The sequence below is a fragment of the Arthrobacter sp. 08Y14 genome (assembly GCF_002929455.1).
GTDB classification, from domain to species: Bacteria; Actinomycetota; Actinomycetes; order Actinomycetales; family Micrococcaceae; genus Arthrobacter_B; species Arthrobacter_B sunyaminii.
Genome location: NZ_PJIX01000001.1, coordinates 538,420 through 552,966 on the forward strand (window position 1 = coordinate 538,420; position 14,547 = coordinate 552,966).

At 65.3% G+C, this 14,547-nt stretch carries 9 protein-coding genes; 4 read left to right on the plus strand and 5 right to left on the minus strand.

Annotation, left to right across the window (positions count from 1 at the left end; translation table 11 throughout):
• Positions 1–2 precede the first annotated feature (2 nt).
• Positions 3–1,658, plus strand: a complete 1,656-nt coding sequence (locus tag CXR03_RS02520) for a DHA2 family efflux MFS transporter permease subunit (protein ID WP_104101709.1) — start codon at positions 3–5, stop codon at positions 1,656–1,658.
• 18 nt (positions 1,659–1,676) lie between these two features.
• Here CXR03_RS02520 and CXR03_RS02525 read toward each other — a convergent pair whose 3' ends face one another.
• Both CXR03_RS02525 and CXR03_RS02530 read right to left on the minus strand, forming a co-directional pair.
• Positions 1,677–3,032, minus strand: a complete 1,356-nt coding sequence (locus CXR03_RS02525; RefSeq protein WP_104101711.1) for a GAF domain-containing protein — start codon at positions 3,030–3,032, stop codon at positions 1,677–1,679.
• Positions 3,033–3,176: 144 nt separating this feature from the next.
• Entirely contained in the window at positions 3,177–4,598 is a 1,422-nt protein-coding gene (locus CXR03_RS02530; protein WP_104101712.1) for an FAD-dependent oxidoreductase, read from the minus strand.
• A 194-nt stretch (positions 4,599–4,792) separates the two neighbouring features.
• Between CXR03_RS02530 and rarD the strand changes: the two genes are divergently transcribed.
• Positions 4,793–5,839, plus strand: coding sequence for an EamA family transporter RarD (gene rarD, locus CXR03_RS02535; RefSeq protein ID WP_258073461.1), 1,047 nt, complete (start codon positions 4,793–4,795; stop codon positions 5,837–5,839).
• A gap of 80 nt (positions 5,840–5,919) precedes the next feature.
• On the opposite strand, the gene CXR03_RS02540 is transcribed toward rarD, so the two are convergent.
• The 3 genes from CXR03_RS02540 to CXR03_RS02550 all read right to left on the minus strand — a co-directional run bounded on the left by CXR03_RS02540 (position 5,920) and on the right by CXR03_RS02550 (position 10,723).
• Positions 5,920–7,563: a CAP domain-containing protein gene (locus CXR03_RS02540; protein WP_104101715.1), complete on the minus strand. Its 1,644-nt coding sequence runs from the start codon at positions 7,561–7,563 to the stop codon at positions 5,920–5,922.
• A 307-nt stretch (positions 7,564–7,870) separates the two neighbouring features.
• Positions 7,871–9,226, minus strand: coding sequence for a 4-aminobutyrate--2-oxoglutarate transaminase (gene gabT / locus CXR03_RS02545; protein WP_104101717.1), 1,356 nt, complete (start codon positions 9,224–9,226; stop codon positions 7,871–7,873).
• Positions 9,227–9,292: 66 nt separating this feature from the next.
• Positions 9,293–10,723 carry a gamma-aminobutyraldehyde dehydrogenase gene (locus tag CXR03_RS02550; protein ID WP_104101719.1) on the minus strand — a complete coding sequence of 477 codons (1,431 nt, stop codon included), beginning with the start codon at positions 10,721–10,723 and terminating at the stop codon, positions 9,293–9,295.
• Positions 10,724–10,882: 159 nt separating this feature from the next.
• Between CXR03_RS02550 and CXR03_RS02555 the strand changes: the two genes are divergently transcribed.
• Both CXR03_RS02555 and CXR03_RS02560 read left to right on the plus strand, forming a co-directional pair.
• Positions 10,883–12,307 carry a PucR family transcriptional regulator gene (locus CXR03_RS02555; RefSeq protein ID WP_104101720.1) on the plus strand — a complete coding sequence of 475 codons (1,425 nt, stop codon included), beginning with the start codon at positions 10,883–10,885 and terminating at the stop codon, positions 12,305–12,307.
• Positions 12,308–12,432: 125 nt separating this feature from the next.
• Entirely contained in the window at positions 12,433–14,385 is a 1,953-nt protein-coding gene (locus CXR03_RS02560; protein WP_104101722.1) for a M13 family metallopeptidase, read from the plus strand.
• The last annotated feature ends 162 nt before the right edge of the window (positions 14,386–14,547 follow it).

The following is a 14,547-nucleotide window of genomic DNA, read 5'->3' on the forward strand; positions in this document are numbered from 1 at the left end:
ACATGGCTATCGAACGCAGTGGCGACGGCGGGGCACCGGGCACCAGCCGCTACATCCGTTACCGGTGGTGGGGCCTGCTGGCCATCAGCCTCGGTGTGGCCATGATTATCATGGACGCCACCATCGTGTCGGTGGCCGTGCCCTCAATCGTTGGTGATCTGGGCATCTCCAGCACCCAGATCCAGTGGGTCCAGGAAATCTACACCCTGCTGTTCGCTGCCCTGCTCCTCACCTGGGGCCGGATCGCGGACCGGGTGGGACGACGGCGGGTGATGCTGGTCGGCGTCGTCCTGTTTGTTGCCGCGAGCATACTGTGCGCCCTCGCCGAGTCCGGCGGTGTACTGATCCTGGGGCGCGCCATCCAGGGGTTGGGCGGATCGATGATCCTGCCGACCACCCTGGCCCTGTTGAACGCCAATTTCCAGGGACGCGAACGCGGCATCGCTTTTGCCGTCTGGGGATCAACGATCGGCGGCATGGCGGCCATTGGCCCGCTGCTGGGCGGCTGGCTCACCGAGAATGCCAGCTGGCGCTGGGCTTTCGGCATCAACATCCCGGTTGGCGTGCTGATTGTGGGCGGTCTGCTGCTGTTTGTCGCGGAGTCGTCCGAACCCGTGGTTGGCGCCGCACAGCGCTTGGACCTGGGCGGAGCCGCCCTCTCCATTATCGGCTTCGGGGCACTGGTGTTCGGCCTGATCGAAGGCCGCACCTACGGCTGGTGGAATGCGTCCGAGGAGGCTGCGTTCCAGGTGGGGAGCCTCTCCCCTGTTCCCCTGGCCTTCCTGCTCGCTGTGGTGGCCCTGACGTGTTTTGTGCTGCTGCAGCGCTCGCGGACGGCCGCGGGGAAGGGTGTGATCCTGGACCTGTCGCTTTTCCGAATCCCGTCCTTCTCCAACGGCAACGTCACGGCGCTCATTGTCAGCTTCGGCGAGTTTGGGCTGATCCTTTCCCTGCCGCTGTGGTTCCAGAATGTGCTGGGCTTCACCGCTTTCCAAGCCGGCCTGGCGCTGCTGCCGCTGGCCGTGGGATCTTTCCTCGCCAGCGGAGGCGTGGCGGCGCTGGCACGGAGGTTCAGCCCCATCCTGGTGGTCCGGATGGGACTGGGCCTGGAAATCCTGAGCATTGCCGCCCTGGCCCTGCTGATCCGGCCGGACAGCACCGCCTGGCTGACCTCGCCCATCCTGCTGGGTTACGGCATTGGCGTGGGACTGGCTACCGCCCAACTCACCTCAGTGGTCCTTGCCGAAGTTCCCATTGCCAAGAGCGGACAGGGCTCGGCTACGCAGAGCACCGCGCGGCAGACCGGATCCGCGCTGGGCATCGCCGTGCTGGGAACGGCCTTCTTCACCACCCTGCGCACCGGCACCGAGGACCGGGTGGCGGACGCCGTCGCCGGCAACCCCCAGTTGGGTGCTGTGGTGGATTCCGTCAATGCAACCTCCGGGGGCAGCATCTCCGCGCTGGCAGCGGATCCGCAGACCGCTTTCATCGCGGACGCCGCTCGGGAAGCCATGACCAACGGGGCGTCCCTGGCGGGCTGGATCGCCGCTGCCGCACTGCTGATTGGCTTCCTCACCAGCCTGCGCATCAAGCCGGTTATCGGGCCGCAGGCCGGTGAGCGCGCTCCGGAGGAGGGCTCCGCGGCTTCCTCCGCCTAGCCGTCGCGAAATCCTGGGTCAGCCCAGTTCCCGCTCAATGCGCTGGAGGCCGGCCACTATCGAGGCTTTCCGCGGGGAGCGCGCAGGAAGCAGCTGCAGGGCGCGGGACCATGCCTCGGCGTCGTCCCTGCCCTCCGGCAATGCCAGGTACGCGAGCAGCGAATCCGGACCGGCGTCCGAGAGCATCGCCTCGCGCAGCACCATGCTTACCTCGCTGCGCAGAGCGGTAATGGCCGGGGCGTCCGAGCGCGGCAGGACCGGGCCCCGGTACAGTCCCAGCGCCAGCCGGTAGGCACCGTTCTCCAAGTAACCGAGCACCTGTTTGGCATCAATGACCACCCCGCGCGGAAGCCGGTACGGACGGGACTGCGGTACCAGGGCAGGCTCCGGCGCACCTTGGCTGTGCTTTCCCAGCAGATTCCGCAGCCGCAGCATTTCAGCACGGACGGTGCTCACGGAGGTGCGCTCCGGATAGACCATGACGGAAAGTTCATCGGCGGTGAGCCCGCCCGGGTGCAGGGCAAGGAGAGTGAGCAGCTCAGCGTGCCGGGTGCTGAGCGTCGCGGGCCGTCCGCCAACGTTGACCACCGCCGGATCACGGCCCAGAATCTGCAGGCTGTCCTGCCGAAGGAGGGTCCGGTGTGCTGCGCGCGGCGAGGCGTCCGGCAGGCGCGGACGGCGGCGCAGGCTGCGGCGTCGGCCAGCCTCCTGCAGACGCTCCACCTTCAACTGGGATTCCGATGCCGCCACGGTGGCTTCGACCAACGCCAGGGTGTGGGCCGCCACGGCTTCGTCTTTCCCGGTGATGTCGACGACGCCGATGAGGGTTCCCGTATCCGGATCGTGGACGGGCACCGCGGTGCAGCTCCACGAATGGACCTGGCGGCTGAAGTGCTCAGCTCCGGAAATTTGAACGCTCTGGCCCGAGGCAAGCGCGGTTCCCGGAGCGCTTGTTCCGATGGAACGCTCCGACCAGTCCGTGCCGGGGATAAACAGCATTCCTTCCGCGAGACGGCGTGCGTCGTCGTCGCCCTCCACCCACAGCAGCCGCCCCAGTTCATCTCCCACGGCTACGAGGAGCCCGGTGTCGGTGCCCGGGCGGACCAGCAGCCGCCTGATGACCGGCATGATGGCCGCAAGGGGGTGGGAGGTGCGGTACTCCCCCAGCTCGGAGCCGGTAAACACCAGCTGCGGAACGGCCTCGTCCGGGTCTGTGTGGTGGCGCAGGGAACGCTGCCAGGATTCACGGACCGGGGGCCGGAGCCAGCGCGTCAAACCGTCCGCAGAACCAAGGTTTTCATGAGCGCGGAATGCATCCCGCTGCAGGGCGTCCGCAGTCCGCGGAGGCGGATCATCGTAGTCCTGATTGTGCACTGCCCCGACCTATCCACACCGATAAGGAGACTGTCCTGGCACCCGTAACTGCGGGTGTCAGGACAGTCTACTCATGCCGCTTCCGTCCCTTCCACGGGAAAGGGCCGAAGCTTAGGTGTTATGTAGGGGCGTGCGGACGGCGGGTTACTGCCCGCGGGCGATCCGGACCATCTCGTCACGGTCCACAACCTTGACGCGCTCGCGCACCAGCTCGCCCGTGGCGGGATCGGGATGGACGTAGGACGCGCCGAGGCTCTTTTCGTAGGCGTCCAGCTTCAGCCAGCCCTCCCACGTGGTGTATTCAACGCCGCGGTCTTCGAGCAGCTTGATGATGGATTCCTCGTCCGGTTCCTCGGCGGCCGGCAGGTTCAGCCGGTCTTCCAGCAGGAAGCCGATGGTTTCCAGCGCGTCACCCTTGGTGTGTCCGATCAGGCCAATGGGGCCGCGCTTGATCCAGCCGGTGGTGTAGATGCCGGGAACGGGGGCGCCGGCTTCGTCGATGACCCTTCCGCCCTCGTTCGGAATGACGCCGCGCCGGGAGTCAAAACCCACCTCCGGCAGTTCGGACCCGAAGTAACCAATCGCGCGGTAGACCGCCTGCACCGGGTAGTCGACAATTTCTCCGGTGCCGCGGGCGTTGCCGGTTCCGTCCAGTTCATTGCGTTCGAACTTCATGCCAGCCATCTTGCCGGGGTTGGCGGGATCCTCATAGATCTCCACCGGGCTGTGCAGGAAGTGCAGGTGCAGGCGGCGGGAAGCACCGGAGTCCTGTTCTTCGACCAGCCAGTTGGTCAGCGTGTTGACCATGGTCTTGGTCTGGTTGTTGGTGCGGATCTGCTCGTCCGAGCCTTCGTCGAACTCGAAGTCCTCCGGGTAGAGCACAATGTCAACGTCACGGGAGTGCGAGAGTTCGCGCAGTTCCAGCGGCGTGAACTTCACCTGTGCCGGACCGCGGCGGCCGAAGATGTGGACGTCCGTGACGGGGGACTTTTTCAGGCCCTCATAGACGTTGTCCGGAATCTCGGTGGTGAGCAGGTCATCGGCGTGCTTGGACAGGATGCGGGCAACGTCCAGGGCCACGTTGCCGTTGCCGATGACGGCAACTTCCTTGGCGTCCAGCGGCCATTCCCGCGGCACGTCCGGATGTCCGTCATACCAGGACACGAAGTCGGCACCGCCGAAGGAGCCCTCGAGCTCGACGCCGGGGATGCTCATGTCCGCGTCCTTGATGGCACCGGTGGCGAAAATGATGGCGTCGTAGAAGTGCCGGAAGTCGGTGAGGGTCAGGTCTTTGCCGTAGTGCACGTTCCCGAGGAACCGGATGTCACCACGGTCCATGACCTTGTGCAGGGCGTTGACGATGCCCTTGATCCGGGGATGGTCCGGAGCCACGCCGTAGCGGATCAGGCCGTAGGGTGCGGGGTATTTGTCGAAGAGGTCAATGCTGACCTCGAAGTCCCGTTCAGCTTTGGTGAGGATATCTGCGGCATAAACACCGGCGGGGCCAGCGCCGATGATGGCGACTCGCATGGGGCGCTGCGACCGGTCCGCGGCTGAATTAGACACTGATAGTCCTTCGTCTCGGGGAGAAATCCTGTGCGGAATAACGCACAGTTTCCTATTCTAAATGCCGCGTACGACGGCGTCTAAACGGTTCGGTGCGAACGTCCCCGCGGATGGGCGGGGGACGGGTTTGCAGTCCTGGCCACCGGCTGCGCTGCGGCGGGAATACCCGGCGGTCTCAGCATGTTGTGGCTCACGTGTCTTCTTCGAACGGAACCGGCGCCGAGCGCTCCGCATCCTTGTCCGCCTCCGCATCCTCCGCCGCGTCCTCCCCCGCGTCCGCGCCCGCCCGTTCCGCCCCGCAGCAGCCGGCGTCGCCGCCGTCGTCCGGCAGACGCAGCGAAAACTCCACGGGCATCCTGTTCGGGGTTGGTGCGTATGTGCTGTGGGGACTGCTGCCCCTTTACTTTGTCCTGCTGGTTCCGGCGGGAGCGGTGGAGATTGTTGCCTCCAGAATCGTCTTCTCCCTGGTGTTCTGCGCTGCGCTGCTCACCACCCTGCGCTCGTGGAAGGCCACGGCCGCAGCCGCAAGGAACCCGAGATTGGTGGCCACGCTAAGCGGCGCCGCCGTACTCATTGCCGTCAACTGGCTCACTTATGCGTGGGCCGTCCTTAATGAACACGCTGTGGAGGCCGCCCTGGGGTACTTCATCAACCCCCTGGTCTCCGTGCTCCTGGGCGTGGTGATCCTCAAGGAAAAACTCAGGCCGCTGCAGTGGGTGGCTATGGCGGTGGGGTTTGTTGCCGTGTTGGTACTGACCTTCGCCTACGGCACTGTGCCCTGGGTGGCGCTTGCCCTCGCCTTCAGCTTTGGCCTGTACGGGCTGGTGAAGAAGGGCGTGGGTGGAAAAGTTGATGCAATCTCCAGCCTGACCATTGAGACCGCCGCTCTGACGCCCATCGCCGTCGGCGTCCTGATCTGGCTCTCGCTTAGCGGAACGGCCACCATCCTCAGCAACGGCGCCGCTCATTTCTGGCTGCTCGCCGCCTCCGGCATCATTACGGCTGTTCCGCTGATCTTTTTCGGCGCCGCCGCCCGGCGCCTTCCGCTCTCAACGGTGGGCATGCTGCAGTACCTGGCGCCCACCCTGCAGTTCATTATTGCCCTGGCGGTCTTCAAGGAAACCATGCCGCCGGAGCGCTGGGCAGGTTTCGGACTGATCTGGCTGGCGCTGGTGATCCTGACCGCGGACATGATGGGCGGCCCCCGACGGAACCGGCTGCTCCGCGCCGCCGGGGTCTGAGCACGGGCACCGGCTCAAAAAGAAAACAGCCCCCGCTGTCCGAAAGGACGGCGGGGGCTGTTTTGGTCTGCGTGAATCGTTTAGCGGACCGAAGCTGCGCGCTGGCGCTGGAGTGCCACCAGGGCGGCACCACCGGTCAGCGCCATCAGGGCGCCGATCCCGCCGATGGCCAGCTGGGCGGCATTCAGGCCCGTTGCGGCAAGCTCCGCGGTCCCGTCAGCTGCAGCCGGAACCGGCTGCGCGGCGAGGACGGTGACAGCCTGCTCAACCGTGAAGGTTGTCCAGCCTGCAAGGGCCCCGTTCCGGAACAGAGCCACCTTGTGCTCACCTGCTGCCAGAACGGCCGGAACAGCCACAGCCAGTGATCCCTGGGTGTCTGCGGTAACCTCACCCAGATTGACGCCTGCGGACGGCAGCACCACTTCGTAGGCGGTTCCGCCGTTCAGGCCCGAGATGCGCACCTGGCTGCCGGATGCAGCAGCGGTGACCGTTCCCCGCGCGGCTTCGGTGAGGAGCGTGTCCTGCCCCAGCGTCACCTGTTCAACAGTGGCGACCCCGGCCGCAGCCTTGGCCTTGGCCTGCTCGGCTGCACGGCGTGCTTCTTCTTCCGCAGCAGCAGCTTGCGCTGCGGCAGCCGCCTGGGCTGCTTCCTTAGCTGCGGCCTCATTAGCTGCTTCCTGTGCGGCAGCTTCCTGAGCGGCGGCCTCGGCAGCAGCGGCTTCCTGGGCAAGGGCCTCGTCAGCGGCGGCCTGCTCTTCAGCGGCCTGGCGTTCCTGTGCTGCGGCTTCCTCAGCAGCCTTGTTGGCAGCCACTTCCTCAGCAGCCTTGTTGGCAGCCGCTTCCTCAGCAGCCTTGTTGGCAGCGGCTTCCTCGGCGGCCTTCTTGGCGGCGGCTTCTTCAGCGGCCTCCTGAGCAGCGGCTTCTTCAGCGGCCTTGTCCTCCACCGGGGCGGTGTCAGGCTTAGCAGCTGCCGCTTCTTCGGCGGCCTTCTTGGCAGCGGCTTCTTCGGCCGCAGCCTTGGCGGCGGCTTCCGCAGCTGCCTTGGCAGCCTCCGCCTCGCGGGCGGCGTTGGCGGCAGCCTCTTCGGCGGCAGCGCGGGCAGCAGCTTCCGCAGCGGCCTTTTCCTCAGCGGCGCGGGCAGCAGCCTCCTGTGCCGCTGCCTCTTCGGCGGCAGCGCGGGCAGCAGCTTCAGCGGCTGCCTTTTCCTCGGCGGCGCGCGCGGCGGCCTCACGGGCTGCTGCTTCGTCCTGCGGCGAGACCGCGTACTGGCCGAACTTCGCAGTGGCGAGGTAGGCGCCCTGGTTCGGACCGGCAGTCAGCTGGACTGCTCCGATTCCAATATCCGTGTCAGCGGCACGGAGCATGTTGGCGCGGTGCGCCGGCGAGTTGACCCACCAGCTAAAAGCCTGGTCGGCGCTCATGTTCCAGACGATGTTCTCGGGGAACGCATAGGATCCCGGGCTGTGCTGGAAGACGCCGGCTCCGTAGATGTTGGCCTGGTCGGCGGACTGCTGTGTCCAGGACTGCGACTCGGCAGACATCTGGTCATTCCAGCGCAGCGGGGCCAGCGCATGCTGTGCCCGGTAATCATTAATCAAGACATACAGGCGGTTGGCGAACTGAGCGTCCGCGGAGCTTGCCGCTGCAGACGGGATCGAGATCAACGCCGTCATGAGTGCGATGGCGAGCGCCGTGAAGACGCCCACAAGTTTCTTAAAGCGCAAAGTGCATCCTTATGCCTCGGGACCCGGTGAAACACCGGTGCCGGCCGTGCGCAGACTCCCCAGAAGACTGCGGTGCCCGGTAAAAACGTCACGGGGCAACGATGTGAATTTACCGCAGGCACCACCAATAGACAACAGGCCCTCTAATAACATCAGTAACACCAATAACAAATAGGACACGCTGAACCCGGTAACTGCTGTCAGTACCGGGCTTGCCGGAGGGTGGCCTGGGACGCAAAAAGATGCGCCGGGCTCTTCGCAGAGTCCGGCGCATCTCCAGCACCGTTAGGGCGTGCAGACCCAGCAGCTAAAGCTGTGCGCGCACCGCCGCTTCCAACACGTCGAGGGCGTCTGACAGCAGCTCTTCCCCAATCACCAGCGGCGGCAGCAGGCGCACCACGTTGCCGTAGGTGCCGCAGGTCAGGATGATGACGCCTTCAGCCAGGCACGCCGCGGCGATGGCCTTGGTGATGTCAGCGTCAGGGGTTTTGGTGCCGGGCTTGACGAATTCCAGCGCCAGCATGGCGCCGCGGCCGCGGACCTCGCCGATAACGCCGGTGTCTTCAGCGAGCTGCTGCAGCCGCGGAACCGCCAGCTCCTCGATCCGGCGGGCGCGCCCGGAAAGATCGTAGGCTTCCATAGTCTCGATTGCCGCCAATGCCGCAGCGCACGCAACGGGGTTGCCGCCGTAGGTGCCGCCCAGACCGCCGGCGTGGACGGCGTCGAGCAGTTCGGCGCGGCCGGTGACGGCCGAGAGCGGCATGCCGCCGGCAATTCCCTTGGCCATGGTCATGATGTCCGGAATGACACCCTCATGCTGCACGGCAAACCATTCGCCGGTACGGCAGAAGCCGGACTGGACCTCGTCCGCGATGAAGACAACTCCCTTGGACTTGGCCCACTCGGCCAGCCGCGGCAGGAAACCTTCAGCCGGAACAATGAAACCGCCCTCGCCCTGAATCGGCTCGATCAGGATGGCCGCGGTCTGGTCCGCGCCAATCTGCTTTTCGATGGCGAGGATCACCCGGTCCGCGGCCTCGGCACCGGTGATCTCAGCATTTTCCTCGCGGAACGGGTAGCTCATGGGCATCCGGTAGATCTCCGAGGCAAACGGCCCGAAGCCGGTTTTGTACGGCATGGCCTTGGCGGTCAGCGCCATGGTGAGGTTGGTGCGGCCGTGGTAGGCGTGGTCAAAGGCGACGACGGCGTCCCGGCCGGTGGCGGACCGGGCAATCTTGATGGCGTTCTCCACGGCCTCGGCGCCGGAGTTGAAGAGCACGGTGCGCTTCTCATGGTCCCCGGGGGTCACTTCGTGCAGCTTTTCGGCCAGCGCAATGTAACCCTCGTAGGGGGTCACCATGAAGCACGTGTGAGTGAAATGCTCCACCTGCTGCTTCACCGCGTCGACGACGGCGGGATCCGACGCACCGACGCTGGTCACGGCAATGCCGGAACCCAGGTCGATGAAGGAGTTGCCGTCCACATCACGGATGATGCCGCCGTCGGCGTCGGAGACATACACCGGAACGGACGAGGCCACCCCCTTGGCAACCACCGCTGCCCGGCGGGCGTTCAGCTCGGTGGACCTGGGGCCTGGGAAGGTCCCGTTGATGCTGCGCTTCTGCTCCAGCCGGTGGGCGGGTGAGAGGGCTTGGGTGCTCATGGGGGTGTGCCTTTCAAACGGTGTTGCGGGGAGGTAGGTTCTGCGTTGCGGCGGCGGGAGTGAAGCCTAGGCGTCCAGCGCGGTCATGACGTGTTTGATCCGCGTGTAGTCCTCTACGCCGTACATGGAGAGGTCTTTGCCGTAGCCGGAGCTCTTGAACCCGCCGTGGGGCATCTCGGCCGTCAGCAGAATGTGCGTATTGATCCAGACGGCGCCGAAGTCAAGGTCGCGGGCCAGCCGCATGGCCCGGCCGTGGTTGGTGGTCCAGACGCTGGATGCCAGGGCGTATTCGACGTCGTTGGCCATTTCCACTGCCTCTTCCTCGGTGCGGAAACTCTGCACCGTGATGACGGGGCCAAAGGTTTCCTTCTGGACGATGTCATCATCCTGGCGGGCGCCGGTGATGATCGTCGGTTCAAAAAAGAACCCCTTGGCACCGGCCCGCTTGCCGCCGGTGACAATGCTGCAGTGCTCCGGCAGGGCGTCGATGACGGCATTGACCGCATTGAAGTGGTTGATGTTGTTCAGCGGTCCGAAGTAGTTCTCCTCGGAATCCTCGTGTCCGGTCTGCAGGGTTTTGGTGTGCTCCACCAGGGCGGTCACAAACTCGTCCTGGACAGAGTCCTCCACGAGTACGCGGGTGATGGCAGTGCAGTCCTGGCCTGCATTAAAGAAGGAGAACTCGGCCACGGCCCGGGCAGTCTTCTCCAGGTCCGCGTCAGCGAACACCACAGCCGGCGCCTTGCCGCCGAGTTCCAGGTGCGCACGCTTGAGTGTTTTGGCGGCGCCGGAAGCCACGGCTATGCCGGCGCGGACCGAACCGGTGATGGACACCAGGCCCGGCACGGGGTGCTCCACCATTGCGGCACCGGTTTCTCCAGTGCCCAGGACCACGTTCACGACGCCGGGAGGGAAAATCTCCCCGGCGAGGCGGGCCAGAACGAGTGTGGATTCGGGCGTTGTGTCGGAAGGCTTGAGCACTACGGTGTTCCCCGCGGCGAGCGCCGGGCCAATCTTCCAGACGGCCATCAGCAGCGGGTAGTTCCAGGGGGCAACCTGGGCGACGACGCCTATAGGCTCGCGGCGGATGAATGAGGTGTGCCCCTCCATGTACTCCCCCGCTGCCTTGCCCTCCAGCAGACGGGCTGCACCGGCAAAGAAGCGCAGCTGGTCCGCTCCCACGGCCACTTCCTCCGCGGCAATGACCGACCGCACCTGTCCGGTGTTGCGGTGTTGGGCGTCCACCAGTTCATCGGCATTGGCTTCCAGTGCGTCGGCGAGACGAAGGAGCATGAGCTGGCGTTCGGATGGAGTGGTCCGCTTCCAGGTCTTGAAGGCGGCCGCGGCGGCCTCCATGGCGGCGTCGACGTCGGCCTGATTGGACACCGGTGACGAGGCAACCACTTCGCCGTTGACCGGGTTGATGATTTCCAGCTGTTCGGTTCCCTGCGCCGGGACAAACTCTCCGTTGATGAAGTTCTGCAGTGTCTGGGCCATGGCTCGCACTGTCCTTTCGGGTGGAGGTAGCCCGGACTCCGCTGCCCGGGACTTTCCTCTCAACCTATGCGGTGAAGACTTCGTTCCATAGGGACAAAACTACAATGCTCACTGTCCCAGTCTGTGCAGGCGACCAAAGCCTGGCCGTATAGTTGCTGAATGCCAATCCAGCTGTCCGATCTCCTCGCCGCCCCCGGTCTCAACCTGCGCAAATGCGGCACTGCCGAGCTCACACCCGCTCCCCTCCAGTGGGTTGCGGTGACCGAACTTGAAGATCCGTTTCCCTTCCTGGGCGGCGGAGAGGTCGTATTGACGACGGGGCTGCGGCAGCGCAGCGGAGCCGTGCAGCGCAGTTTCGTGGACAGCGTGCACCGGGCCGGTGCGCTGGCTATTGGTTTTGGCACCGGACTCAGCCACGCAAAGGTTCCGGCTGCCCTTCTCGAAGCGGCGGACCAGCGCGGCCTGTCCGTTTTCGAAGTTCCCTACGAGACCCCGTTCGTGGCCCTTGGCAAGATGGTGGCGGACGCGTTGGCGGCTGACCACGTCACTCAGCTTCGCGATCTGCTCGCTGCGCACCAGTCCCTGGCGGCAGCGCTGCTGGGAGGGAAAGGCCTGCCCGGATTGCTGCAGGAACTCTCCGGGCTGCTGGACAGCCCGGTTGCCCTGTACCAGTACGGTGCGCGGCTGTTCACCACCGGCGCCCGCGCCGAGTCCGGGCCGCGCCAGCGTCTTCCCATCGCCACCGGCCTCCGGGACCGCTGTACCCTGATGATCGCTGAACCCTATCTCCGGTCGGACATTGTGGCCTACGCCCAAAGCCTGATCAGCGTCGAACTAAGCAACCAGGCCCGCCGGCGCACCCGCGACCGTGCCGTGACCGGGCAGCTGCTGGCCGACGTCGTCGCGGGCCGGCTGACCGGCACCGACGCCTCGATGCGCCTGCAGGGGGCCGGCATCTCCATGACCGGGCGCAACGTGACTTTCCTGGTGGAAGCCGCTTCCGGCCAGGTGCGCTCGCTGCCGTCCCTTCCGCTGCCCGCGGAGTTCGACGGCGCTGCCACCGCCGTCGTCGACGACCGGCTGGTTGTCGTGGTTCCGCAGGGTTCCCGCCCCGAACTCGCCCGGATCCTTTCCGACTACCTCTACGGAAGCGGGCTCACCGCGAAGATCGGCATCGGCGGTTCCTACGCGGACCATGCCGGGCTGCGCTGGAGCTACTTCGAGGCCAAGGAAGCCCTCCAGCGGGGCCAAAGCCTCAACGAACCGGTTCGGCTGAGCCTCACCTCGCTGCTGATGTCCGGCACCGACGTTCCGCTGGCCGATCTCGCCGCCGAAGCGCTGGATCCGTTGACGGACTTTGACGCCGCCCACGACGCAAACCTGTTGGAGACCCTGGATCACTACCTGGCCCTGAACGGATCCGTGGCTGCCGTGGCGGATGAGCTGGGACTGCACCGAAACACCGTGCGCTACCGCCTGGGGCAGATGACCGAGCTGACCGGCTACGACCCCGCCGTCACCGCGGACCGGGTACATCTGTTCCTGGCACTGAATGTTCGCCGTCTCGGCCTCGGAGCGCCCTGAGGTGCGGGACGCAAGACTTCTCCGCGTTATCTAGTACGGTGCATGTAATCAAAGTGCAAACCACCATCACGTTGACGCCGCAACCATAAGAACGCCCGCTGCAGTGTCCACACGAGGAGCCACCAATGCCGCAGTCGGGGATCGATTTTTCCAGTGCTGACAACAGCGTCCGCCCCCAGGACGACCTCTACCAGCACGTCAACGGCGCGTGGCTCAACAGCACCGTAATCCCTGATGACCGGCCGCTGGAGGGCACGTTTACCGCCCTGCGTGATGGATCTGAACTGGCAGTCAAGGCGATTGTCGAAGAAGCCGCCGCCAAAGGAGAGTCCGCATCCGGCGTCGAGCAGCAAATTGGCGGCCTTTACTCCAGCTTCATGGACGTCGCTGCAGTCGACCAGCTGGGGTTGAAACCCCTGCAGGAACGTCTGGAACAAATCCGCGGCGTGCACTCAGTCGAAGAGTTCGCCGGCCTGCTCGGCCGGCTGTTCCGCTCCAACGTCCATGGTCTCTTTTCCATCTACCCCGACCCGGACGCGGGCAACCCGGAACGGGTCATCCTCCATCTCGGGCAGGGTGGCCTGGGGATGCCGGATGAGTCCTATTACCGCCAGGACAAGTTTGCCCCTGTCGCAGCGGCCTACGGCGACTACGTTGCCAGGTTGTTCACCCTCGCTGAAATCCCCGATGCCCAAGCCGCCGCGTCCCGCGTCGTCGAACTCGAAAGGGCCTTGGCCTCGCATCACTGGGACCGGGTCACGCTGCAGGATGCCCACAAGACCTACAACCTCAAGACAGCCGCTGAAGCCGTTGCCCTCTTTCCGCTGCTGGACACGTGGTTCGAAGCCGCCCGGGTGGAACCGGCCAAACGGGATGAGGTTATTGTCAGCACTCCGGACTTCTTCGCCGGTGCCGCCGGCTTGCTGGAGTCCGAACATCTGGGCACTTGGAAGGAATGGCTGACCCTGCGGGCCCTTAGCTCGGCCGCCCCCTACCTGTCCTCTGAATTTGTGGAGGCGCATTTTGACTTCTACGGCACCACTCTCAGCGGGACACCCCAAAACAAGGAACGGTGGAAGCGCGGGGTGGCCGTCGTCGAAGCGAACCTGGGCGAGGCAGTGGGCCGGATCTACGTGGAGCGGCACTTCCCCGCCGGTCACAAAGCCAGGATGGAGTCCCTCGTCGCCAACTTGACCGAGGCCTACCGGGACAGCATCTCCTCCCTGGAGTGGATGGGCGAAGAAACGAAGACTGAAGCACTGATGAAGCTGAAGGCTTTCCGTTCCAAGGTGGGGTTCCCGGAAAAATGGATCGACTACTCGGACGTTGAGATCGATCCGCATGATCTCCTGGGCAATATCGAGCGGGCCCACAACGCCGACGTCGACCGGCATCTGGACGAGGTCGGCAAACCGGTTGACCTCACCAAATGGCGCCTAACACCGCAGACGGTGAACGCCTACTACCACCGGACGCTCAACGAGATCGTCTTCCCCGCCGCCATCCTCCAGCCGCCCTTCTTCAACGCGGAAGCAGACGACGCGGTCAATTACGGAGGAATCGGAGCGGTGATCGGCCACGAAATCGGCCACGGATTCGATGACCAGGGTTCACAGTTCGATGGCAGCGGGGCGCTGCGGAATTGGTGGACTGACGAGGACCGGGCCGCGTTTGAAGCTTTGACGGCCAAGCTGGTGGCGCAGTACGACGCGCTCTCTCCGTATGCCGCACCCGGCCACAAGGTGAACGGAAAGCTGACCCTGGGCGAGAACATCGGCGACCTCGGTGGTCTGGCGATCGCCTATAAGGCCTACCTCCTCAGCTTGGGGGGAGCCGAACCGGAGGTGATTGACGGCGTCACGGGACAGCAGCGGTTCTTCATGTCATGGGCAGCCGTATGGCGCCAGGTAATCCGTTCCGAAGAAGCAATCCGGAGACTGGCGACGGACCCCCACTCCCCCAACGAGTTCCGCACAAACGCCATAGCCCGCAACCTCGACGCTTTCCATGAAGCGTTCCAGGTCACCGCCTCCGACGGCATGTGGCTGGACCCGGAGCAACGCGTCAGCATCTGGTAACGCGCAGGTCCTTCTCGTCTTCACCCCCTCCCCCCCCCCGGGCAGCATCGCGCGTGCACGCAGGGGCAGCATCGCGCGTGCACGCAGGGGCAAATGCGGGCCGTTGCGTTGCATCAGATGGCGGGTTCGGTGTTGAGCGGTGCGTTCAGACCCCTGAGCGGC